The organism is Shewanella sp. c952 (genome assembly GCF_019654975.1).
Lineage (GTDB): Bacteria > Pseudomonadota > Gammaproteobacteria > Enterobacterales > Shewanellaceae > Shewanella.
The window spans coordinates 26,480-52,076 of the sequence record NZ_BPEW01000016.1; the positions used below are offsets into that span (position 1 = coordinate 26,480).

Genomic DNA, 25,597 nt, shown 5'->3' on the forward strand with positions numbered 1-25,597 from the left:
GAAGACTCTTATATGGTTGATGACTCTAAAAAGTCTTGCGCGAAACGCTGTAAGATCCCACCAGCTTCATAGATAGAGACCTCTTCGGCAGTATCTAGTCGGCATTTAACCGGAATATTAACCGTTTCACCATTTTTACGCGTCATGATAACTGTTAATCCAGTACCAGGTGTACGTTCGCCAATCACATCATAGGTTTCAGTACCATCAATTTGGTAGCTATGGCGGTTCTCGCCATGAGTGAACTCTAGCGGTAATACGCCCATACCAACGAGGTTAGTCCGGTGGATACGCTCGAAGCCTTCAGCAACAATAACTTCAACACCAGCAAGACGCACACCTTTAGCTGCCCAGTCACGACTTGAGCCTTGACCATAATCAGCTCCAGCTATGATGATCAAAGGTTGCTTACGATCCATGTAGGTCTCAATCGCTTCCCACATGCGCGATTCAGTACCTTCTGGCTCAATACGAGCAAAAGAGCCCTGCTTAACCTCAACTTCGCCATCCTTACCCAGCTTAGTCACCATTTCATTAAACAGCTTAGGGTTGGCAAAGGTTGCACGCTGTGCGGTTAAATGATCGCCGCGGTGGGTGGCGTAGGAGTTAAAATCGACTTCAGGTAAGCCCATTTTGTCGAGATATGCGCCAGCAGCACTGTCTAGCATAATCGCATTAGAAGGCGATAGATGATCGGTAGTAATGTTATCACCCAACACAGCAAGAGGACGCATCCCCTTCATGGAGCGTTCCCCAGCTAACGCACCTTCCCAATAAGGCGGGCGGCGAATATAGGTACTCTGTGGACGCCAATCATATTGCGGATCGTTATCGGTGCCGTACTCAACTTTAATATCAAACATCGGCTCATATACTTTTCGAAATTGCTCTGGCTTAACGCTTTTGGCAATAACCGCATCAATCTCTTCATCAGACGGCCACAGATCTTTAAGCAGAATATCCTTGCCATCAGCATCGACTCCCAGCACATCTTTTTCGATATCAAAACGGATGGTGCCGGCAATGGCATAGGCAACGACAAGCGGTGGTGATGCTAAAAATGCTTGTTTAGCATAAGGGTGAATACGACCATCAAAGTTACGATTACCCGAAAGCACCGCTGTAGAATAGAGATCGCGTTCGATAACCTCTTTTTGAATAACAGGGTCAAGCGCGCCACTCATGCCATTACAAGTGGTACAGGCAAACCCAACAATGCCGAAACCTAGCGCTTCAAGCTCAGGTAAAAGCTTGGCATCTTCAAGGTATAATTGCACCGCTTTTGAGCCTGGGGCTAGCGAAGTCTTCACCCAAGGTTTACGCGTTAGACCTTTAGCATTAGCGTTACGAGCAAGCAACCCTGCGGCAATCACGTTACGCGGGTTTGAGGTATTAGTACAGCTGGTAATAGCCGCAATAATACACGCGCCGTCGGGCATTAAGCCCTCTTCGTTTTCAACGACACCACTAATGCCTTTTTCTGCCAGATCACTCGTTGATACACGGCGATGCGGATTTGACGGACCCGCAATATTACGACCAACACTTGATAAGTCGAAACGCAGTACCCGCTCGTATTCAACTTCATTAAGCGTATCAGCCCATAAACCCGCTTGTTTGGCGTAGGTTTCGACTAACTTAACTTGCTTATCGTCACGGCCTGTCAGTGTTAAGTAATCGATGGTTTTCTCATCGATATAGAACATTGCTGCTGTCGCGCCAAATTCAGGCGTCATGTTTGAGATTGTTGCTCTATCGCCTAAAGTAAGATTAGCTGCACCTTCGCCGAAAAACTCAAGATAGGTCGACACCACTTTCTCATTGCGCAAGAACTCAGTGATTGCAAGTACGATATCAGTAGCGGTAATACCGGCTTGACGTTTACCCACCAGCTCAACACCAACAATATCAGGTAGGCGCATGTATGATGGACGACCTAGCATCACGCTTTCGGCCTCTAGACCACCGACTCCGATTGCAATAACGCCTAATGCGTCAACATGAGGAGTGTGGCTATCGGTGCCAACTAATGTATCAGGAAAGGCAACCCCATCCCTTGCTTGCACAACTGGTGACATCTTCTCAAGATTGATCTGATGCATAATGCCGTTACCAGGCTGGATCACATCGATGTTTTTAAATGCAGTTTTGGTCCAGTTGATGAAATGGAACCTATCGTCATTACGTCGATCTTCGATAGCGCGGTTCTTCTCAAAGGCATCTTTTTCAAAGCCGGCATGCTCGACCGCTAGTGAATGATCAACAATTAACTGGGTTGGCACCACAGGATTAACTTTTGAAGGGTCACCGCCTTTATCTGCAATGGCATCACGCAGACCGGCAAGATCCACCAAAGCTGTTTGGCCAAGAATATCGTGACAGACTACGCGCGCAGGATACCAAGGGAAATCCAAATCACGTTTACCTTCAATGATCTGCTTTAGGCAGTCAGTTAATGTTTCAGGGTTGCAACGACGGACTAAGTTTTCGGCATATACGCGGGAGCAATAGGGTAACTTTTTAAAGGCGTTCGGACTGATGGCATTGACGGCCGCTTCAGTATCGAAAAAATCTAACTCGGTACCAAGCAAGGGTTTACGGTAGTTGGTATTCATAGGGCGTTCCAATTCTATGCTGACATTCAGAGTACTAATATCACCACAATTAAAGGTTTAACCCATAGGAGTGAATTTATTTAATAACTAAATATCGTTTATTCTTATAAAGTTAAAGAAATAAAAGACAGTGGCTCACTGCCTTTTATGCAATTCCTACGATTATCTTTCACTGATAGGAGAAACCGTACGTGGCTCACTGCCGGTGTAATCTGCGCTTGGGCGAATGATGCGGTTATTAGTGCGCTGCTCCATTACATGTGCAGCCCAACCTGTTAGGCGCGAGCATACAAATATCGGCGTAAATAATTTAGTCGGAATACCCATGAAATGGTAAGCGGAAGCATGGAAGAAGTCAGCATTACAAAATAGCTTCTTGGTGTCCCACATAAACTCTTCACAGGCGACAGAGATATCGTATAGCGATGTATCACCGTTCTCGGCAGCGAGTTTTTCAGACCAAGCTTTAATAATTACATTACGTGGATCAGAGGTGCGGTAGATTGCGTGGCCAAAGCCCATGATTTTTTCTTTACGCTCAAGCATACCGGCCATTTGTGCTTTAGCATCGCTCGGAGAGCTAAATCGCTGGATCATATCCATTGCAGCTTCGTTTGCACCACCATGCAGTGGGCCACGCAAAGTGCCAATTGCACCAGTAATACAAGAGTACATATCGGACAAGGTTGATGCACAAACTCGTGCTGTAAAGGTCGATGCGTTGAATTCATGTTCAGCATATAGGATTAACGATACATCCATAACTCGTCTATGTTGCTCTGAAGGCGCCTTACCATTCAACAAATGTAGGAAGTGACCACCAATCGAATCCTCATTAGTCACACAATCAATCTCAACACCTTCATGGGAGAATTTGTACCAGTAGCACATAATTGCCGGAAATGCTGCCAGCAGTCGATTAGCAGCTTTGTTCTGCTCTGAAAAGTCGGCTTCAGGTTCTAAGTTTCCGAGAAATGAACAGCCAGTGCGCATAACATCCATAGGATGTGCATCAGCAGGAATACGTTGTAAAACCTCCTTTAATGCTTGAGGTAAGTCGCGTTGAGCAAACAACTCAGTCTTATAATGATCAAGTTCCGTTTGATTAGGTAATTCACCGTTAAACAGTAAGTAAGCAACCTCTTCAAACGTTGCATTGTCAGCAAGGTCTGAGACATCGTAGCCGCAGTACGTCAGACCAGACCCTGATTTACCCACTGTACAGAGTGCAGTTTCACCAGCACTTTGACCACGAAGACCCGCACCACTCAATTTTTTATCAACCATGACAGTATTCCTTTTCAATTTGTATTGCTGGTGGCTTAACTTAAAGAACTAAGCCCCGCATTTTTATATTTTTTTGCTTATGTCAGCTCCTCAATGCTACGAGGTTTAATTGCTGCCACAAGTTGTAAGGTTTGGCTGCCTAATGACAGCCATTTTTAATCATTAAATTTTTTAGTAATTAGAGATTCTTACCTTCGGCAAACAAGCTATCTAGCTTCTGCTCATAGTCGTGATAACCAAGGTAATCATAGAGATCCATACGTGTTTGCATTGTATCAACCACCGCTTTTTGATCGCCATGTTCAAGAATCGAGCTGTATACCATCTCAGCCGCTTTGTTCATCGCTCTAAATGCACTTAATGGGTACAACACCATTGAAGCGCCCCACTCGCCTAATTGCTCCTTGTTCCACAGTTCGGTTTGACCAAACTCGGTAATGTTGGCAAGAATCGGTACATCCAGTGCATCGCTAAATGCGCGGTAATGCTCTTCGGTCTTTACTGCTTCAGCAAAAATACCGTCAGCGCCTGCTGCAACATACGCTTTAGCACGTGCAATAGCGGCATCAAGACCCTCTTGTGCGAATGAATCTGTTCGCGCCATGATAAAAAAGTCAGCGTCTGTGCGAGCATCAACGGCCGCTTTAATACGATCAACCATCTCTGCAGTTGAAACGATCTCTTTATTTGGTCGGTGACCACAGCGTTTCTGCGCAACTTGATCTTCCATGTGCACAGCGGCAGCACCCGCTTTTTCCATATCACGAATGGTTTTAGCAATATTAAACGCGCCACCCCAACCCGTATCAATATCGACCATTAACGGTAAGTCACAAGCAGAAGTGATTCGCTGTACATCAACAATCACGTCATTCAATGAGGTCATACCCAGATCAGGTAAACCATAAGAGGCATTAGCGACGCCGCCACCTGATAGGTATATAGCCTGATGCCCAATCTTTTTTGCCATCATGGCTGAGTAAGCATTGATGGTACCGACTATTTGTAATGGACTATTGGCTGCTAAGGCCTCACGAAACTTCTTACCTGCGCTCATGTGATGCTCCCTTTGTTATGGCTCAACTAACTTGTAATTATTCAGTGCTGTAACAAGCTAGATTAAAGAAAAATAAATTAGTGATTTAACTGTCTATTGATTACAACTTTATGGTTCAAGATTAACTTCTATAAATTCAGCTTATTTTCGATACTCGATTTTGAGTACAGAATGTGGCGGCGCATCAGCATCTCGGCAAGTTCTGCATCGCGATTACAGATAGCTTGAACAATATGTTTATGCTCATCGAATGCCGTTGTTACCCGCGGACCACTCATGCCTAACTGCACACGGTACATACGTACCAAGTGATAAATACCATCGGTTAACATAGAAATAAGGTGCTTATTTTTACTGCCGAGGATGATGCGATAATGAAAATCGACATCTCCTGCTTCTTGGTAGTATGTCTGGCCAGACTGGACTTTATCGAAATGACTATTGAGTAATGACTGTAGATCGACTATTTCATCATCAGTCATATTCTGCGCCGCGAGTCGAGCCGCCATTCCCTCAAGTGACTCTCTTACCTGATAAAGCTCTACAAGCCCTTCAGGGGTTAAGGTGACAACTCTTGCGCCAACATTTGCTTTACGCTCAACCAAATGGCTCGCCTCTAAACGATTAATCGCTTCTCTGACGACTGCTCGACTAACAGCATATTTTGTCGACAACTCTGTTTCACTTAACTTAGAGCCAGCAGCAACATCGCCTTCTACGATGTCTTTTCGTAGTTGGAAAAAAGTCTTATCTGCTGCTGTGACGGGCTGTTCAGTAAAAAAGGTCATATAAATAGGCTTGATAGTTTAAAACTGGATTGTCGACAATTTATCGCCATTATGTGACCAAGTCAACACTTTGAGGCAATATTGTCGACAAAGATGCAGTAACACCGATGGTACACGATGAAGCAAAAGGTAATAGATTAGGCAGGTTTAATTTACATTGAATTGGGCTAGCACTAAGCCGTACTGATAGACATTTAGGGTTGTCGTAAATCAATATTAAACAATAATAATCATTGACTTAATCGGTGCGCACAACTGGAATGCAGCCACTTACCTAACACGGATAAGTCGCTAACACAAATCGTTGTACTCTACTCATAGACGATGATTTTAAGTAGACGGTTGCTGAATGCAACAGGTTGTAGTGTCGACAATCTTCCCTAGTATTGTTCGATTAAGTGAGTCAAGGCGTTAGTCGATGATGAAGCGGACACCGGTCCGTTATCAGATACAAACGCTGCTTGCATGCCATAAAATTTTGTCATCGTTACTGCATAAGTAACATCAAGCTCAGCACTCATCACCTTTTGCTCCGCCCTGTTAACGTTATCAAGAGCATCGGCGCAATCACCAGCAGTATAAGGTCGGCCACTTTTTTGATTAAGTGCATCAAAGGAGTGCAAATACTTTCTAGACTCAGCAGCTAACAAGACGGCCTTAGCTTGGGATAAGTCAACCTCAGCTGAAGTAAGTTTCTTCTGTTTGCTTAGTAAATCAAAATTACGTTTGTTTTCTAGATTTAAGTTCGATGCTTGCTGGACGCTATCGTTTGTTAACCCAGTAAAAATAGCACTCTCTTTACCAGAGCAACCGGCGACCATAACACCGCAAACACCGCTAATAATAGCACCAGCCAAAGGTGTATTTTTGATCATAGCCTAAACCTCGTCAGCTTTATAACACCAGCGCTACTGTTTGAGTCACTGGTTAATTTACAATCAATATACGCCGTTTGTTCAAAAGTCATACTCGTAACTTTACTAGGAAAACATATAGGTTGATTAAACTTTGACAGCGCGCAAACATCTTAGGCTAGCTAATCAATGAGCCAGCCGATTACCTTGCTTTCTATACAATGTATAAAATCTAGTTAGCCATCGTTGAGATATAAAAAACCGCACACTTACTAAGCCAGTGTGCGATTTATAACTGCAATTGTGATGTTATGCGGATCGCACTCGATGAATAACCGTGTACATTACAGGTGTCACGATCAAAGTAAGAATTGTCGCAAAGGTTAAACCAGCCATCATAGCCACTGCCATCGCTTGAAAAAATCCATCAGTGATTAACGGGATCATACCTAAAACGGTGGTCACCGCTGCCATACTCACAGGTCGAACCCTTGACACAGAAGCATCGATTACCGCCAGGTAATCTTCTTTACCTTCATGGATCTGTAGCTTTATCTCTTCGACTAATACAATAGCATTCTTAATTAGCATTCCAGTTAAACTCATGGTGCCAAGCAATGCTAAGAAAGTAAAAGGCATATTCGCGGTATAAAGCCCCACAACGACACCGATTATCGCAAATGGTACAACTGTCCATATCACCGCAGCATCTTTAAAAGAGCTAAAAAGCAACACTGTAATAAGGATCATTACCACATAACCACCACCAAGCTTCTCGCCCAAGGCAACCAGTGCATCCATTGAAGTTTCATGTTTGCCGCCCCAATGCATTGAGTAGCCTTCTGGAAGTTGTATTGCTTCAACCTCTGCCATAAAAGACTTTTGCACCGCCGCAGTGGTTAATGCTCCCATTTGATCTTCATCAGTCATTGCCATAATAGTACGCACGCGATCTCGGCGCATGATGACAGGATCTTCAAACTCAATTTCAAAACGGTGAACTACCTGAGATAAGCTGACATATTTATTAAGCTGATGACTCCATATTTGTAGCTCCATGACGCCATTGATATCAGTTCTCTCAATTTCTGGAGGACGTACAACAATTGGCATTAGATCTGCGCCATCACGGTACAAACCGACAGCACGACCAGAGAAGTTAGCCAGTAATACACTATCTACCTGCGCTTTACTGATCCCAAGAACTCTCGCGGCTTCAACGTTAAATACTGGACGTACAACTTTGGTACGCTCACGCCAGTCGTCACGGACTGCAGTCGCCCCTTGGTGTGAAACCATAATCGCTTTAGCCTTAGCGGACAGATCGCGTAACACATCAGGATCTGGTCCTTGGAAACGAGCTTCAATACGACCATCTGGTGCAGGACCCATTTCAAAACGCTTAAAGTTATAATTTGCACCGGCAAAGTTAGATTCAAGCATGCTACGCACATCACGCATCACATCAAGCAGCTTGTCCATGTCTTTGACAGTAATCATTAGATTGCCGTAGTTGTTGTACATTTTTTCAGGCTTGTAAGCCAGCATGAAACGCACATGACCACCACCGACACTTGAAGCAACTTGGATTACCTCTGGATGGCTTAATACTACCTCCTCCATTGCCTTTATTTCTGCTGCTGTTGCACGAATATCGGTGTTGTATGGCAGCCACGTATCAACCATAAATTTAGGTAAGTTCATTGGTGGGAAGAATTCATTCTTCAACATACCAAAGCCTTTTACAGAACCTAAGAGTAATATAACCAGTAACAGCATGGTTTTTTTTCGATGGCGAATACACCCTTTTAAGAATTTTCTGTATGAGGTAAAAACAACACTTTTATAGGGATCGACCTCTTCGCCTTCTGCTGCTGACTTTTCATTTTTGAAAAACATAGCAGATAAGAACGGTGTAGTGGTAATTGCGGTGATCCAACTTAAAGTTAACGATATCAAAACCACCCAAAACAACGTACCAATCAATTCACCAGAAATATCTTCAGACAGGCCTATCGGTGCAAATGCAGTCACTGCAATGACTGTCGCGCCAAGTAACGGCCACTTTGTTTGCTCAACAATATCAATGGCAGCTCGGAAGCGATTTCTACCACGTTGCATGCCAACTAAAATTCCCTCTACGACGACTATCGCGTTATCTACCAGCATGCCAAGGGCGATAATCAAAGCGCCTAACGAGATCCTTTGTAGATCTATGCCCATCTGCTCCATAAAGATAAACGTACCTGTCACAGAAAGGATCAGTACCATACCGATAATGACACCGCTTTTTAAACCCATTGTTAGCAGCAATACTGCAATAACTATCGCGACAGCTTCAACAAGGCTCCATACAAACCCATCAACCGCTTTCTCAACTTGCACCGGTTGGTTATAGATATTCTCCATCTCTATGCCGATAGGTTGTTTATTGAGCATGCCATCTATGTGAGCTTGCACCCGATCACCGACTTCAATCACATTCTCACCTGGCATAAACGATACACCAAACTCAAGTGCTGGTAGGCCATTCATTGACATCAGTTTAGTGGGTACTTCTACGTAACCACGGCTAATGTCGGCCACATCACCGAGTAATATTCTAGCGTCTGAACCAACAGGGCTAATAACAAGATCTCTGAGTTCGCTAACATCTTGAAATTCGCCAGTAGGAAATAGCCTTACGGTATCATTTTGAATTCGAATACGACCCGCATTTGAGACGCTGTTCTGGTTTTGCAATAATGCAGCAATATGATCAATCGGAATATTCAGCGCCGATATTTTGCTAGTTGAGATCTCGATAAAAACTTGTTGCTGCTGAACGCCTCCAATAACAACTTTACTGACACCATCAAGCGTGACGACATCACGTCTAAGCTGGTCGGCAAATTGCTCCAGCTCAGCCATATCATAGCCTTTACCGGTAATGCCCCAAATCATGCCATAAACATCACCAAAGTCATCGTTAACTATCGGTTTCCCAGCACCTGGTGGTAAGGCTCTTAGATCACCTATTTTCCGACGCACTTCGTCCCAAATCTGTGGAAGATGTAAACTGGTGTACTCAGACTCCATCATCACATCAACTTGTGATAGGCCAGCTGTACTCACCGATTTGATCCATTTAACAGAAGGTAACTGTTGTAACGCATTCTCTATTAAAAGTGTGACCTCTTCCTCTACTTGCTCAGGAGACGCACCGGGGTAACTGGTTACAATCAATGCAGATCGCGGAGTAAACTCCGGATCTTCTAGTCGACCTAGATCTTTGAACGCTAAGATCCCGCCCACCAGCAACACCATAATGATCAACCAACTTACCACAGAGTTACGCATTGAGTAGCCAGCGATGCCTCCATCTCTGCACTCTTCTTCCACGTTTTCAGGCATTTTCTGTTGTTTCGACATAGTAGACATTAAATACCTCGCTCACGCTTCAGCTCTTTAACTTGCTGATTTTCGCTGATCAAATAAGTCCCTGCTGTAACGACTTTATCGCCAGCTACTAAGCCAGAATTAATAACGGCTCCGGCTGATAAGAAGCGAACAATATTGACCTCACGTAGATGAGTTTTATTACTTGAATCAACAACCCATACAAATTTTCGATCTTGATTAAGCTTGATATTTTCAGGGCTAAATAAAGCACTCATCGGCGCAATAACAGTGTTGTCATTAGCGAGTGCTTCATCAGCAATAACTGTATTTACGCTGGCACTCATACCAGGGAATGCGCGCATATCTTGCGGAACATTGACAGACATGGTTACCCGAAAGCTCAGTGCACCTACGGTGGTAGATTTTCGCATCTCTTTGAATTGCGCGATAAGCGGTCTATTTGGATAGCTATCCAGTACAACTTGAGTTGTGATGGCTTTAAATTTTTCAGGATCGAATTGGTTTAATAGCTTTTCTGGTAAATCAAACTGAACGTCGCTTAAACTATCATTTTGAAACTCAATGATCGGCTGAGTTGCTGCAATATGGTCGTGATTTTCACCATGTTTTTTTGCAACAATTCCATCGTAGGGGGCATATATCTTGGTGTATTTAAGATTCTGTGTTGCTCTATCAAGCCTTGCTTTGGCCATCAACATTTCGGCGCGTGATGTATCAAACTCTGCTTTGGTGGCTAAGCCTTTTGGTACAAGTGTAGAATTACGGTCATGCTGCGATACTGCAAGTTCATACTTGGCTTTGGCATTGTCTAATACAATATTAAAATCAGTAGGATCTAATTCAGCAATCAGTGCCCCTTTCCTTACCCTATCTCCCTCAATGACATAGTGTTTTGTAATTTGGCCTGACACTCTAAAGGCAAGGTCGGTACTTTCATTAGCGGTAACTTGTGCCGGAAAGGAGCGCTCTATGTCGGCAACCATACTCTTAATGGTAGCCATTTTCACAGGTCTTACGGTTTCGTTAGTTTGTTGTTCTGTTTTAGGTTCTGCACAACCTATCAATGAAGAAGTAGCAAGTGCAATTGTTGTTAGTAACAGTCGGTTAGTTATGGTTGTCATGAATACTCCGCAAGCATGAAACTCACAAGCTAAATGCACCAAGGTGTTCTTAGAACAGCCGTTTTAATAGATCCCCACCTACCACGACAGCCCTAATCATTGCAAAAAAAAGACTTAAGCATCTGAATTTTATACAAAAGTAACCTTGAAGCATTCAACTCGCATTTTAATAATGGCGGAATATTAGCAATATAATTTGTATTAGGCCGCGCGCCACAACGCACTACATCAATAACAGGAGGTTTTACTAGTGATAACAGCTAACTAAAATTTGTACCTAAACACAGCAGACTATTAACCTTTCTGAAAGCAAAAACTGGAAGATCAAACATACTGAACTTGTTCATTTCTCCAGTATAGAAACACCAATCTAGCAATCTATAACGAAGAAATTAAATCTTAAGCGAAGTCGTTAATAGCCTAAGCTGGCTAATCATTGCCATACTTGCTTATCCACAAAGCCCTTCTAATTTTAACGATTCACCAGCATAATCAATGTTAATACCCACCGTAGAGAAGCTTTCACTTATGGCCATGTTGATCCTTAATGGAAAAAAAGCCGGTTTAGCTGAGATCAGACAGAATGTTAATACACTTAGGCAGCAAGGCTATAGTATTGCAGTCCGATGCACATGGGAGTCAGGTGATGTTGCACGCTTTGTTAAAGAAGCAATGCAGTCAAACATAACGAGAATCATTGCAGGTGGAGGAGATGGAACGGTTAACGAATTGGCCGATGCCATTGCGACGCTTAAGCAAGATGCTGATGAAACGCTAGTTTCTCAACTCACTAGAACTGAGATTGCGATACTGCCGTTAGGCACCGCCAATGATTTTGCCACGGCCTGCCAAATACCAACAGACGTGGAAGCAGCTTTGAAACTGGCGCTCACAGGTAAAGCCTACTCTATTGATATGGCTCAAGCGAATGAGCGTTATTTTATCAACGTCGCATCCGCAGGGTTTGGCGCTCAAGTTACTGTTGATACACCTGTAGAACTCAAAGATCTTTTAGGTGGGCAAGCTTATTTCATATCAGGTTTAGTGCAGGCACTAAATTTCAGTCCCTACCAAGGGAAGTTTACCGCTCAACTCGCTAACGGGCAGAAAATTAGCCAAGAGGGAGCGGGTTTATTGGGCGCTATTTGTAATGGACGACTTGCTGGTGGTGGTCAAAAACTCGCTCCAAATGCTCTGCTGAACGATGGTTTACTCGATGTATTTCTAGTGAGTCACTTTCCCAGCACAGCATTGAAACAGGTTATTGATGAACTCATCGATACCGGCATTAATGGTGAATATGTCAGCAGAATGCAAGTCACCAATATTGTGCTTGAATCGACTCAACCTTTGCCTGTAAACCTAGATGGTGAACCGACGTTAAGTCTTAAACACACTATTTCGGTCATCCCCAACGCTGTACATTTAGTGCTACCAGATGATTCGCCAGTGCTTGGTTAGTGATTAAGTCTACAAACAAAAAAGCAGCACTCAGTGCTGCTTTTTTGTTGTGTTAAGCCTGCAACTTAACGGGTATACATTTTAAATCATTGGCTTATCGCATCGTTAACCTGCCAATTACCACCTAGCGCTTTGTGCAGTGCAATCGTCATATTAGCAGTTTGAAGTTTGGCGGCGACCACTCGATCGCGCATCATGTTTTGTTGACGTTGTGCATCAAGAATAGACAAGTAATCACTCAATCCCGCTTTGTAAAGTGACTGAGCTTTATTAACCGCGTTAGTGGTTTCTGCCGAAGCTTCACTCACCAAAGCCACATATTGCTGGCTCTGGCCATATCCATGAAGTAACGTTTCTACCTCTCCAAATGCTGCAATCACTGAATGCTGATAGCTCAAAACACTCGCATCAAACCTCGCCTCTTGCATCTCGACTATTGCGTCACCTCTACCACCATCAAACACATTCCAACTTACGCCCACACTACCGAGCCAAGACACTGAATCACTGTTAAATAGATCGTCAAAATCTTTGGCCAGTACACCTGGCGACCCTGTCAAAAACACCTTTGGATACTGTGCAGCAATGGCCGCAGCACGCTCTTCATTTAACGCAGCCATCTCTCTCTCGGCAATTCGAATATCTGGACGACGTTGTAACAGATCCGCAGGCAAGCCTGTCGGTATAATGCCACTAAAGTTTGGTAGTGGTTTGTCTTCCTCAAAACGAGAATGGCTCTGCCTTGGTGTTTCTCCCAGTAAAATGGCCAAGCGTTGCAAATGAACATTTTCAGCGATTTCTAGCTGCGGGATCACCGCTTTTGTCGCTGCCAGAGCGGCTTTCGCTCGGGATTCGTCAAGCTTTGAGCCATAACCGCTCTTTACCATTAACTTAACCAGTTCTAGGGTTTTTCTTTGATCATCGCTGGTTTTTAACGCAATTTCCTTACGCTCTTGCGCCCCTCTCATCTGCAGGTAATTATGAATCACATCAGAGGTGATCAAGGTGGTTAAGCCTTCACGCATAATCACCATCTGTTCTTTACGAATAGCCGCGGCGCTGGCTTGGCGGTCAATTCGTCCGAAAAGGTCGACTTCCCAGCCAATGGTCGCTCCCGCAAAAAAAGCACTGTTATTGTCGTCAACAAGACCCAGTTCTTCTCCACTTACAGGATGTTTAGCGGTGATAGCACCACCGAGTAGCGGGTCATTTTCACTTATCTGAAAATTACCGAAACCCGCCCCAATATTTACAGTTGGCACCTTAAAGGACTCAATAGTACTTTGATAAGACTGTGCCATGCGGATCCGTTGTGCCGCTATTTTCAAGGGAATGGCTTGATTCTGTGCATCAACGACTAGCTGGTTAAGGGTTGGATCTTCAAAGCTCTTCCACCATGCATTATCTGTTTGCTGTGCATATTTTCCAGCTTGAGTTCCTTGAACGCCTTGATAGAGGTATTCACTTTCAAGTGAGCTTGTTGGCTGAGTATAATCTGGTCCAACAGCGCAACCCGAAAGCATCATTGCGAGAGCTAGCGGCGCGATTTTTATAAGTTTCATATTATTTTTGCTCCACTGTTGCAGTTGTTAAGGCCAATTCGTTATTGTTGTCATCTGCTTTACTTTCGTCGTCTAGTTGCTCTGAGTTTCTATAAAACAGGCAATAGAAGGCTGGCATAATAAACAGTGACAGTAATGTTGCCGCAGCTAACCCGCCAATGATGGTGGCAGCCATTTGGTCAAATAGTCGGTCACTGATTAACGGGATCATTCCTAAAGCTGTAGTCAATGCCCCCATTGATATCGCCATGGTTCGATTTAACGTGGCAGACTTAACAGCTTCCCTTAATGGGATCTTCTTAGCTCGCTCCAGTTCAATTTGATCCATAAGTACTATGCCATTTTTAATGATCATCCCTGATAACGTCACCGCACCGATTAGCGCCATAAAACCAAATGGTTTATCGAGCAACAGTAATGTCCAGGTTGCACCAATAGCAGCCAGTGGTAGTGTGATTAAAATGATGATCGGTTGTTTAAAGCCATTGAACATTGCAACCATGATGACCACCATCATTAATAGCGCTTTTGGCATTTGACTTAACGTATCGGTAATCGCTCGATTCTCATCATAGTACTCGCCGCCCCACTCAAAGCTATAACCAGCAGGTAGTTCTATTGCCTCAATCTGATCCTTGATTTGATTCCTCACTTCAGCCGGTGTCGCATCAAATACATCTGCCTGCGTGGTAATGGTTGGTACTCTATTGCGACGCCAGATCATGCTCTCTTCTGACTTGAGTTCAAATTTGTCCACCACTTGACCTAGCGGTACGCTATGAGTCCCTAATAAGGATTTCACAGGCAGAGTATCTAAATAACTCAAGTTGGCATTTGCACTTCTAAAGCTGATTGGGATCAGTTGATCGCCTTGATTTAATACACCCAGCGTTACCCCTTCTGATGCTCGCTTTATTGCTAAGGAGATATCAGTTCTGTTGATGCCAGCCCTGCGTGCTTGTTCCTGATTAATAACGGGTTCAATCACTTTACTTTGTTGGCGCCAATCATCTCTTACCGATTTGGTATTGGCGTTAGCTTGCATGATTGCTTGTGCTTGGTTGGACAAGTCATGCAGCACTTCAGGGTCTTTTCCACTAAAACGCGCTTCAATGCTAAACTTATCCTTTGTGGCTAATTTAAGCGCTCTAAATCGAGGTTCAGAGTTAGCAAAGTTTTGCGCTAACCAACTCTCTCCGCGTTTTGTTAATGGCACGATCCCCTCAAAATCTTTAACGTTTATGACAATCTGGCCGTAACTTGAGTCAAAAGGTTCAGGTTCAACAGTCACAGAGAACCTTGGTGCGCTCGCGCCTACATAGCTAGAGATGCTGCTTATCTCTGGCTGTTGTAACAACCACCCTTCAATTTTCTTCATGTCAGATGAAGTTTTAGCTATATCACCACCATTAGGTTGCCAATAATCCAAGAAAACCATAGGCCTGTCTGAGCTTGGAATAAAATTCACTGCAACATAAGGAACAGCGAGTGCAGTCACCAGTAACAGCGGTACGACTAAAGAGATCGCCTTAACAGGGTTCATCACAGTCCAAACAACAGCTTGCTGATAACGACTTACTTTTTGTTGCTGTTGGTCATTGTTTAGCTTTGGCTTAATCCATAGCCAACATAAAAGTGGCGTAAGGGTCACCGCTACAATCCATGAAAATAGTAGTGAAGCGCAAATAATAAGGAACACAGAACTGGCAAACTCACCGGCATCGGTTTGTGAGAAAAGCACAGGTGTAGAACCCATAATGGCAATTATGGTTGCAGCCAGTAACGGTTTTGAGGTTTCTTTAACTGAATCAATAGCCGCTTTTGTACGTTCTACACCTTTGTTTAACTTAACGATAAACAGATCAGTAATAACAATCGCGTTATCAACGAGCATACCTAATGCCAGTACAAAAGTGCCTAAAGAGACACGCTGGAGATCAACGCCAGCGAGGTACATATAGATAAATGTCAGTAATATGGTAAACAGCAAACTGCCACCGACTATTGTGGCGCTTTTAAAGCCCATGAAAATCAGCAGAACCGCAAATACAATGGCTACACTTTCCAGTAAATTAGTCACGAAATCGGCAATAGACTTCTCAACTTCATCAGGTTGAAATGCAATGGTTCCGATCTCAATACCAACGGGTAACTCTTGTTGATACTCAGTAATAATTTGACTCATTGTATCGCCAAGATTAACCACGTTAATGGCTTTAACCGGGCTTACCGCAAGAGTGACTGCAGTTTGTCCATTGTAACGGCTTATACTGGTTGCTGGCGTTTTGTAGGCCAAGCTAATATCAGCAATATCGGCGAGTCGGAGTAAACCCGTGCTGTAATTGCCGATCCCGCCTTTGATCGTTAGATTCTTAATATCCTCAATTGATTTAAAGTCACTGCTTTGCTGAACTCTTATGCGCTCGCCACTTGCTTCAAAACTACCACTGTCGTAAGTCAAATTTTGGGTGGTCAGCTGATTAATAACTTGCGCTGAAGAGATCCCATATTGAGCTAAACGCTCTTCAGGTAAATCAACATAGATAGCTTGATTTTGAACACCATGCAGCTCAATTTTTTTAATACCATCAACGGTTTTAAAGCGACGTTGTAGCTCCTTGGCATACTGACGTAGCTCTTCTGGTTCAGCGTTGTCACCATAAACACTGAAAAGCATGCCATAAACTTCAGAAAACTCATCCTGAACCACACTAATCTGGGCTGTTGCCGGCAATGTCAGCTTTACATCGCTCACTTTACGGCGCAATAGATCCCACTGCTGAGGTAACTCATCAGAGTTAGTGGTTTCCTTTAGATCAATAAATATCATTGAGCTGCCAGGACGAGACAGTGAACGCAGTTTCCACATTGCCCCCATTTCTTGTAGTTTTGTCTCTACTTTATCAGTGACTTGCTCCTCTACCTCTTTTGCAGATGCTCCAGGGTACAAGGTAACTACAACAGCACTCTTCACTGTAAATGACGGGTCTTCAAGTTTACCGAGTTCAAAATAGGAGATCATCCCTACAATCACACATAGCACGCTGAAAAATATAACGAACAAACGTTGCCTAATTGCAAATTCTGCTAAATTCATAAAAGCCTCTAGTAACTAACGTTCTTCGCGATGGTATTCTTTACGACCTGCAAAGGCTTAAGGTAATGCACGCCTGCAGTTACAATTTTGTCACCCGCTTGCAATGGACCACTTATGCACACTCGGTTACTGTGTATAGACTCAACCTCAACCACACGCTCGGCAACGGCTTCATTCTCTATGATATAAACGCTGTGGAACTCTCCCCAGCCCTTAAGTGAGGCTAAAGGCACACAGAACGTATCAGCACTAGCGTTAAAGTTGACAGTGACGCTAACGGATTTACCGGGCAATGCACCCTGCTGGTTTTTATCGAGCACAAATTGGGCTTCGTAGGTTTGTTTTATCGGGTCGACAACAGTGTTCATCTCAGTTAAATGAGCACTAATTACTTGACTGTTGCCGTGCCAAGAAACATTCGCCAGCTGCGATAGGCCAAACTTACCAATAAGGTTTTCCGGCACATCAATAACTGCTTTCAACTCATTAGGTTGATGTAAAGAGAATAAGCCTACGCCTGGTGAGGTTTGCTCAAATGTTTGTTGAGTTTGCAGGCCTATTACGCCACGAAAAGGCGCTTTAAGCTCGGTGTAATCAAGCGCATCATTGGCCTTTTGCAGATTCTGAGTCACAACTTGAACCATGGCTAAACTGCGCTGATACCCGCTCTGAGCTCTATCTAGGTTAACTTCTGAGATAGCATCATCTGCGATAGCTTGGCTTACCCTTTTAAGCTCAACTATTGCCAGTTGATGCGCAGCATTAGCTTCTGCAAGTCTTGCTTCTAGCTCCACCACATTAACTTGGTAATCATGGGGATCTAACCGAGCAATAACCTGCCCTTTATCCACCTTATCGCCGGTCTTAACCAGTATTGCTTCAATAGTACCTGGGACTTTAAAAGATAGGCTTGCGGTTTGCGTGGCTTCTAACACGCCCATGAACTGCTTTGTATTTTGCAGCTGCTGATCGGTTAATGTTATGACTTGTACAGGACGTTCAACTTTTAGCGATTCAATATTGGCTTGGCTAGATGCTTGGCTACAACCAGAAAGGATTAACAGTGCGAGCGGTGCGATGGCGAATTTGGTATTTAGTAGCTGTTTTGTATGTTGGTGATTCATGATTCTCTCCCAATGAAACTATTGGGAGAGAGTGTATGTGTTTAACTTTACAAGATAATCCGTCTTTCACGCACTACACTGTCTCATAAAACATTACAAACCAGCTCTATTCGGGATTTCTTGTAATAAAAAGTCAATCAATAACCGAGTAGGTAGACTTATTCCCTTTCTATCGGGATAGATCAACCACACATCCTCTTTTTTAGATTCGTATTGCGGTAGGATCCTGACGATACGTTTAGCTTCAATAGCCGCTAAGGCAAACAATGGCGGCATAAAGCCTATCCCTTGGCCACCCACAATCGCACGCCTGACAAATCCCATGTGGTTACAGGTGAAACGGCTATTAACGTGAACAGTTTCAGAAATTAAGTCCCATTTATCATCGATACTGCCGTCAGGCCAGCGATAACAAATTGCATCATGTTCAGACAATTCGGCTAAGGATTGCGGTTCGCCATGACTGGCTAAATATTCAGGGCTTGCATAGATACCTCGCCCTAAACTGAGAATTCTACGGGCAATAAAGCCAGAGTCCTGCACCTTACCTGCATATATAACAAAGTCTAACGCAAGCGCATAAATATCAGTTTCATAGTTATTGGTGATCCGCATATCCAGTTCTATATCTGGATAAAGTTGCTGAAACTTGGCAAGTGCGGGTTGCAGCGCCTCATCACTTTCGGGCAGGAAACCCACTTTAACCTTACCGATAGGCTTTTCATCAATATCATGCAACTTATTTTTAGCTTGCTCAAACCCCTCAAGTACGGTGAGCAATTCATGATAATAAGCTTCACCATGCTGAGTTAAGCGCAGTTGCCTCGTAGTACGAAAGAACAGTTGGGCGTTTAAGGCTTTTTCTAACTCTCCAATCCGCCGACTGACATTAGCTCGAGGCAGATCTAAGGCATTGGCAGCAGCAGTAAAACTGCCAAGCTTCACCACGATGGTAAACAATTTTAGATCTTCTATACGCATATAAAATTACCTCTTAAGCACCTACACCCATTGTTATTACTCATTATCCAAGCATATTTGTGGGACGTAATAACAAAAAAGCTTAGCCGACAAAGGCTAAGCTCATTAGTAACTGTAAAGCTTTTTGACTAGCGACGGTAATTTTCTACACGGCTATGTGCATTACTGCACAATTTATGACGGTAACTCAACGGTCAAAACGGCAATCATGATGTATGGTTAGAACTGCCAGTTCATCGTAATGCCAGCAATTGCAGCATCATTGTTATAGCTTCCAGATAGCGAACCGTATCCAGCATCATAATTGATCTCTGGCGATCCTAAATCGATGTACTCAATAAATAAATTAACGGAGAAATCTTCTGAAGCTTGATATGTGGCGCCAGTACCAATGCGGATAATGTCATCAACCGGTAGGTCTGGGTATTGATTGTAACTGTTAGCCTCTGAGCCACTTAACGGCGATGACTCATAGCCAACACCGAACTCTAAACGCCATTGATTTGTTAGCTGATAATGCATACCTACAGATGCGCTATAGGTATCTTTCCAGTTTCTATCAACGTTCGCTTGACGACCTGATTCATCGAGGATTAGCACACTTGATTGATTCTTGCTCCAATCCTGCCAGTCCAATGACCACAATAGTGCAAGCTCGTCATTTAGACTGTGGTAACCACTGAGCTTCACAATTGCTGGCGCAACTAAACCAAGGCTGGCATCGTAAACTTCTGCATTGCCATTTCTATCAAGCTTAAAGTCACCTTCTAAAGTATGGTCTAGGCCTGAGCGGACAGATAGCCCAATCATATTGCCTTCACTAATGGTGTAGTGCAGCCCTAAGTTAACACCAAACTCCATTGATCCCGCTTCATATTCCGAGCTTATATTAGTCGTAAATTGTTGAGTTTGTAGCAATGAGGCATATTCAGATACGAGCCCTAAACCAACCGCCCACTGCTCATTTACTTTATAAGATACCGAGGCGTTAACTTGTACAGTGACCAGATCGATAGAACTAATAAGACTCGATCCTCGCCAATCATCACCATAGTCAACAGATGAGCCACCTTGAGAAGCTAATGCTAAACCGAAAGCCCATTTATCGCTGATTGGATTTACCCAGTATACAGAACCTAAAGGGGTAACACTGCCGGCATTGCCACCGTCGGTACCATTACCAAAACGACCAGATGAACCATTGTCGGTATAATCCATATTGAGGTCAAATGCTTGCAGACTTCCCGTAAGCGTCGATTTTTTTACTAAGCTCATTGCTGCTGGGTTTGAATAGGCGCTCTCTGCACCTTCTGTAATGGCAGCGCTGCCAGCTCCAGCGGTACTTGCATTAAGGCTACCTAGCTCACCTAAAATGGTACCAGCAGCCAAGGTTGGCGTAGATACGAGCGCAATGCTAACCGCTAACGGCTTAAGTAAAAATTTCATTAGATAATCTCGTATATTAAGAAGTCATTTTGTTACTCTAATTATCGCCATTTTTGACAATAATTAAGACTCGCAAAATTGCTAGTTTTCTCAATTTATTCTTAGACGCTTACCGCTGAATTAACACAAAAACACCGCCAATAGGCGGCGTTAAAAGAGTTTGATATCACTGTCCTATTTAGAAAGGACTAGTCGCAATCCTATATCTGGCATCACTGCACTTTGACTGGCAGAGTCTCGTCTGAAATTTTCTGACTCATTGTTATCATAGGCAAAACTTCCGCCCCTTACAGATTTGTAAGCTAAATGGTGCTTTGAATCTAATGCGTTAACTGGATTGAGTTTAGGCCCATATTGGTAATAATCTGCATTGTAAGCATCTTCAGTCATCTCACCTACGTTTCCGGTCATGTCATAGAGTCCAAGTTCATTAGCTTGTTTTAGCCCCACTTGATGAGCTTGATTATCCGAGTTTTTAACAAACCAGCCGACATCGTCAAGGTTATTTGACCCACTAAATATGTAGTTTTCACTGTTATTACCGCCTTTTGCGGCGAACTCCCACTCAGCTTCAGTAGGTAATCTAAACTCAAGGCCCGTCTTTAAGTTAAGCTTTGTTATAAAATACTTTGCTTGTTGCCAGCTCAAATTATTGACTGGGTAATTTTCCCCCTGAAAGTAAGCATTACTGCCGCCTAAAACCGAATCAAATACCCCTTGAGTGACTTCATATCTACCGATATAAAAATCATCAAGTGTTACTGTTCGTTTAGGGTGTACACATTTAGGTTGTTCTGCACATATTCCGCCCATTTCAAAGCAGCCTCCCTCTACAAGTACCATCTCGCCTAGCAGCTTATGTTTAAGCTCAATATCAATATTTGAATTCACAGCGCAGCCTTGTAGCAGGAACAAGGAAACTAATAGCATTATTTTGTTCATATGAGCCTCAGATGGAGTGGGAAAAATAGGCAGAAAAACTAAAGCTCCTAACGGCGAGACACCTGTCGGAGCTTTAGTAAGTTACGTGAGTGACTTTATCAATTACTGCTGCGCTTCAACCTGCTTAAGCACTTTTTGTAATTTGAGGGTATTGTAGTTAATACCTGCCGCACTAAAACCTGAACCAGGTTGGAACGGGTAGTCTTCAATGGTATTCAGGAACTTTCCAACTTCTTGTGACATTGGTACAAACAACCACATGTTATCGATCATCCAACGTACATACATACCAGATTCTTTAGCAGCCACCTCGAATGGATCTGCACGTAAATTAGTCAAAGATGCCCATGCCGGTACGTTACGAACTGCTGACTGCATATCACCATCCATCATCGCAAACGAAGCTTTCCAGTCATTCCAACGTACAGCATTTAACTCGCCATTAGCACTAAAGTAAATCTTACTGGTGCGTGGGCCCTTTTCAACCTCACCTTTGAAGAAAGGTAGGAAATTACTGCCATCTAAATGTACACGCCAATCTTTACCATTAAAGTTTCTTCCCTTCTTAAGATCTTCAACTAAGTTATCTTCACCTGTTGCAGCAAGCAGCGTTGGCATCCAATCTTCGTGAGACATCATGGCATTGATCTTAGTACCAGGCTCAATCACGCCAGGCCAACGAACAAGCTGTGGTACACGCATACCGCCTTCAAAAGTTGTTCCCTTTTCGCCGTGGAACGGCGAAGTACCACCGTCAGGCCAAGTGAACTTCTCTGCGCCGTTATCGGTCGAGTAAACCACAATTGTATTATCAGCTATTTTCAAGTCTTCTAAGGTATCAAGTAGCAAACCGACGTGATCATCATGCTCGACCATACCGTCTGGGTACAGTCCAATACCTGTAATACCATCGTACTTTTCTTGCAAACGCGTGTGTACGTGCATTCTTGATGCATTCACCCAAGCGAAAAATGGCTTTTCAGCCTTCACGGCTTTTGTCATGAATTTAATTGAAGCACCAACAAACTCTTCATCAGCCGTTTCCATACGTTTACGCGTCATAGGACCGGTATCTTCAATACGTCCATCAGCATAAGAATGTATTACTCCTCGCGGACCATACTTCTTTTTAAACTCAGGATCTTTTGGGTAGTAGTATGTTTCCGGCTCTTCTTCTGCGTTTAAGTGATATAAGTTACCAAAGAACTCATCAAAACCATGCGCTGTTGGCAGGTGCTTGTCTTGATCACCTAGATGGTTTTTACCAAATTGACCTGTTGTGTAACCTTTATCTTTTAGCAAGTCTGCAATAGTCGGGGCCCAATCGGGAATGCCACTATCTGAACCAGGCATTCCAATAGTCAATAAACCAGTACGGAATGGATGCTCACCAGTAATAAATGATGCTCGACCAGCGGTACAGCTCTGCTGAGCGTAGTGATCGGTAAATAATGCACCTTCATTAGCAATACGGTCTAGGTTAGGCGTTTGATAGCCCATCATCCCCTGGTTGTAAGCACTGATATTGTAATAACCAATATCATCACCCCAGATCACTAAAATATTTGGACGCTCAGGATCGGTAGCCGCCATAGCAGAAGAAGCTGTTGCGAGAAGGCCTACGCCTAATGCGACTTTCGAGAGTTGTTTGGACATTTCATTCCCCTTGGTTAGATCTTTTTATTTACTGTTGTTAAAAAGTACACTTTCAATAAAAACGGTGTCCTTAAAACGATGACGACATTTAACGTCTAAATCTCTTAAAAAAAACCTCGAAGAAATACTTGTTCCACCTGCAATTAATACTTTGTTTTACAAACTTGAGAGTCAAGTCAACTAAACTTCATATATATGAATCTCAGGCTAATCACTAAATGCTTATTAAGCATGAGTATTACCCTAGTAATAATTCCTGTTATTTACCCCAATGTTATGTTTTAGTAGCGAAAGTCATTGAAAAAAGCTATTTATAAACTATCCACATTATTGGTTTCCGAACAATTACAGGGCGCAGCGTATGGATGTAGAACCAATTTCAATTGCAGAGCATTTCTTTGCTGATATATCCAATCGCTTATTGGAAGAAGATACCGCAAATATCCCTAATATTATCTGCTCTGGCCTTACCCAATACATGCCTTATGCCAATGTACAACGTATGTCGCTACTAAGGATCACCAAAGACAAGCAGTATCAAGGCGCATACTCCGTTGCAGCCCCAGGCTACAAGCCAACAACAATTGTTGGGGATGGCTTTAGCAGTCCTTATTTAGACAAGGTATCACTGGGTGAGATGATTGTTCATTCAGGCCCCATCGAAGAGTTGTTTACCGAAAATGAGGTTAGCTTAGTTAATATGGAAGGCGTCATTGCTCATGCTGTGATCCCTATTAAGGTGAGAGATCGCATCTGGGGCGCTATCGCCTGTAGCAGATATATAGATCATGATGAATGGAGCCCTGTATTACTAGAACGTATAAAAACACTTGGACAAGTATTAGCCGCTTCCTACGAGCGTTATCATTTTTGGTTATCACTACAAAATCAAAATAAGGAACTTGAGTCGCTGTCCCGTCACTTGATGGAAAATCAAGAAACAGAGCGCCGCATTTTATCTCGCGAATTACATGACAATTTCTCTCAACGCTTGGCACTGTTAACCATTAAGGCAAATAACGTTTTTAGCATAGTTCGTGAAAGCGTAAAGCCCGAAGCTAAAGAGCTGCATGTTAATATTCAGCAGATAGCCAAAGATATGCAAGCGCTATCTCGCTCCTTGCATCCCGCGATGTTGGAAGATCTTGGGCTTATCGCTGCACTAAAATCTGAAGCGAGGCGTATTGCAGGGGTCAAAGCATTAGAGTTACAAACGATGTTTGGTGAAATCCCCCCACTTAAAAAAGAGGTGTCACTTAACCTTTATCGAATTTTGCAAGAATCGCTGAACAATGTCATTAAACACTCGCACGCTTCAGCCGTCTTTGTGTCAATTGAGATAAGCAATAATCGACTCACACTGCAAATATTAGACGATGGGATAGGATGCAATGACACACTCGAAAAGAGCAAAGGGAGTATTGGCTTAGTGAGCATCCGAGAACGAGCACAATTATTACATGGCGATGCTGAATTTGTCAGTCCAGATGAAGGTGGCTTTGAAGTTAACATTACCATTCCAGCTATAAAGGAACACTATGAGTAGAATAATTATCGCCGACGACCATTTGATTGTTGCTCAAGGGATTGCAGGTCTATTAAAAGCTGAGCATGAGGTACTGGCAATCGCTAAAGATGGCCAAGAGCTGATTGAACTTGTTAAACAGCATGATCCTGAATTGGTCATCACCGACATTAGTATGCCTGGTATGACAGGCATTGCTGCTGTGGCAGCACTAAAGCGAGTAAAAAAGGATCTACGCGTTATTTGCCTCACCATGCATGACGAACAAGAATATGCCGAAGGTGCCATAGCCGCTGGCGCATTAGGCTATGTGCTTAAGCATGAAGCTACTGATGATCTAATAGATGCCGTCAATAGCGTTTTAGCAGGTAAACAGTACTTATCTAAATCAGTACAAGTGGAAGATTCAGCGCCGAGTCTTTCAGCAAGGCAACTGAGTGTATTGCGGTTATTAGCACAAGGTAAATCGGCCAAACAGGTCGCAGATGAACTGTTTATCTCTCCACGAACGGTTGAGTTTCACAAATATTCAATCATGAAGCTTATTGAAGCTAAATCTAGTGCTGAGCTTATCCAGTATGCACTTTCTCGTGGTTTGGTATAAAAGTCACATTTAGTAACGGAAATATTTAAAAGGGACATTATTATTAAACGTTTACAAGAATTAGCAGTCACTCAA

The 25,597-nt window shown here is 43.3% G+C and carries 17 protein-coding genes; 3 read left to right on the forward strand and 14 right to left on the reverse strand.

What is annotated here, in order from left to right:
• Positions 1 to 8 precede the first annotated feature (8 nt).
• The 7 genes from acnD to K5R16_RS12145 all read right to left on the reverse strand — a co-directional run bounded on the left by acnD (position 9) and on the right by K5R16_RS12145 (position 11,124).
• A complete protein-coding gene (gene acnD, locus K5R16_RS12115; RefSeq protein ID WP_220737826.1) occupies positions 9 to 2,615 on the reverse strand; it encodes a Fe/S-dependent 2-methylisocitrate dehydratase AcnD in 2,607 nt (868 codons plus the stop codon).
• A 162-nt stretch (positions 2,616 to 2,777) separates the two neighbouring features.
• Positions 2,778 to 3,902, reverse strand: a complete 1,125-nt coding sequence (prpC, locus tag K5R16_RS12120; RefSeq protein ID WP_220737827.1) for a 2-methylcitrate synthase — start codon at positions 3,900 to 3,902, stop codon at positions 2,778 to 2,780.
• A 178-nt stretch (positions 3,903 to 4,080) separates the two neighbouring features.
• Positions 4,081 to 4,959, reverse strand: a complete 879-nt coding sequence (gene prpB, locus K5R16_RS12125) for a methylisocitrate lyase (RefSeq protein ID WP_220737828.1) — start codon at positions 4,957 to 4,959, stop codon at positions 4,081 to 4,083.
• 128 nt (positions 4,960 to 5,087) lie between these two features.
• Entirely contained in the window at positions 5,088 to 5,747 is a 660-nt protein-coding gene (locus K5R16_RS12130; RefSeq protein ID WP_220737829.1) for a GntR family transcriptional regulator, read from the reverse strand.
• A gap of 380 nt (positions 5,748 to 6,127) precedes the next feature.
• Positions 6,128 to 6,622, reverse strand: coding sequence for a hypothetical protein (locus K5R16_RS12135; protein WP_220737830.1), 495 nt, complete (start codon positions 6,620 to 6,622; stop codon positions 6,128 to 6,130).
• Between the two features lie 288 nt (positions 6,623 to 6,910).
• Positions 6,911 to 10,012 carry an efflux RND transporter permease subunit gene (locus tag K5R16_RS12140; protein ID WP_220737877.1) on the reverse strand — a complete coding sequence of 1,034 codons (3,102 nt, stop codon included), beginning with the start codon at positions 10,010 to 10,012 and terminating at the stop codon, positions 6,911 to 6,913.
• Positions 10,013 to 10,020: 8 nt separating this feature from the next.
• Positions 10,021 to 11,124: an efflux RND transporter periplasmic adaptor subunit gene (locus tag K5R16_RS12145; RefSeq protein WP_220737831.1), complete on the reverse strand. Its 1,104-nt coding sequence runs from the start codon at positions 11,122 to 11,124 to the stop codon at positions 10,021 to 10,023.
• 495 nt (positions 11,125 to 11,619) lie between these two features.
• Between K5R16_RS12145 and yegS the strand changes: the two genes are divergently transcribed.
• Positions 11,620 to 12,585: a lipid kinase YegS gene (gene yegS, locus K5R16_RS12150; RefSeq protein ID WP_259649860.1), complete on the forward strand. Its 966-nt coding sequence runs from the start codon at positions 11,620 to 11,622 to the stop codon at positions 12,583 to 12,585.
• An 86-nt stretch (positions 12,586 to 12,671) separates the two neighbouring features.
• Here yegS and K5R16_RS12155 read toward each other — a convergent pair whose 3' ends face one another.
• The 7 genes from K5R16_RS12155 to K5R16_RS12185 form a co-directional block, all read right to left on the reverse strand.
• A complete protein-coding gene (locus K5R16_RS12155; protein ID WP_220737832.1) occupies positions 12,672 to 14,147 on the reverse strand; it encodes an efflux transporter outer membrane subunit in 1,476 nt (491 codons plus the stop codon).
• Between the two features lies 1 nt (position 14,148).
• A complete protein-coding gene (locus K5R16_RS12160; protein WP_220737833.1) occupies positions 14,149 to 17,244 on the reverse strand; it encodes an efflux RND transporter permease subunit in 3,096 nt (1,031 codons plus the stop codon).
• Positions 17,245 to 17,252: 8 nt separating this feature from the next.
• A complete protein-coding gene (locus tag K5R16_RS12165) occupies positions 17,253 to 18,368 on the reverse strand; it encodes an efflux RND transporter periplasmic adaptor subunit (RefSeq protein ID WP_220737834.1) in 1,116 nt (371 codons plus the stop codon).
• A gap of 93 nt (positions 18,369 to 18,461) precedes the next feature.
• On the reverse strand, positions 18,462 to 19,349 hold the full coding sequence (locus K5R16_RS12170) for a LysR family transcriptional regulator (protein WP_220737835.1): 888 nt from the start codon (positions 19,347 to 19,349) through the stop codon (positions 18,462 to 18,464).
• 219 nt (positions 19,350 to 19,568) lie between these two features.
• The gene (locus K5R16_RS12175) at positions 19,569 to 20,795 is read right to left on the reverse strand and encodes an OmpP1/FadL family transporter (RefSeq protein ID WP_220737836.1); all 1,227 of its coding nucleotides are present in this window, start codon (positions 20,793 to 20,795) and stop codon (positions 19,569 to 19,571) included.
• 174 nt (positions 20,796 to 20,969) lie between these two features.
• A complete protein-coding gene (locus tag K5R16_RS12180; protein ID WP_220737837.1) occupies positions 20,970 to 21,686 on the reverse strand; it encodes an SUMF1/EgtB/PvdO family nonheme iron enzyme in 717 nt (238 codons plus the stop codon).
• A gap of 153 nt (positions 21,687 to 21,839) precedes the next feature.
• On the reverse strand, positions 21,840 to 23,393 hold the full coding sequence (locus tag K5R16_RS12185; RefSeq protein WP_220737838.1) for an arylsulfatase: 1,554 nt from the start codon (positions 23,391 to 23,393) through the stop codon (positions 21,840 to 21,842).
• Positions 23,394 to 23,754: 361 nt separating this feature from the next.
• On the opposite strand from K5R16_RS12185, the gene K5R16_RS12190 reads away from it, so the two are divergent.
• Entirely contained in the window at positions 23,755 to 24,939 is a 1,185-nt protein-coding gene (locus tag K5R16_RS12190; RefSeq protein ID WP_220737839.1) for a GAF domain-containing sensor histidine kinase, read from the forward strand.
• The gene (locus tag K5R16_RS12195; protein ID WP_220737840.1) at positions 24,932 to 25,522 is read left to right on the forward strand and encodes a response regulator transcription factor; all 591 of its coding nucleotides are present in this window, start codon (positions 24,932 to 24,934) and stop codon (positions 25,520 to 25,522) included. Before K5R16_RS12190 ends, K5R16_RS12195 begins: the two co-directional genes overlap by 8 nt.
• Positions 25,523 to 25,597 lie beyond the last annotated feature (75 nt).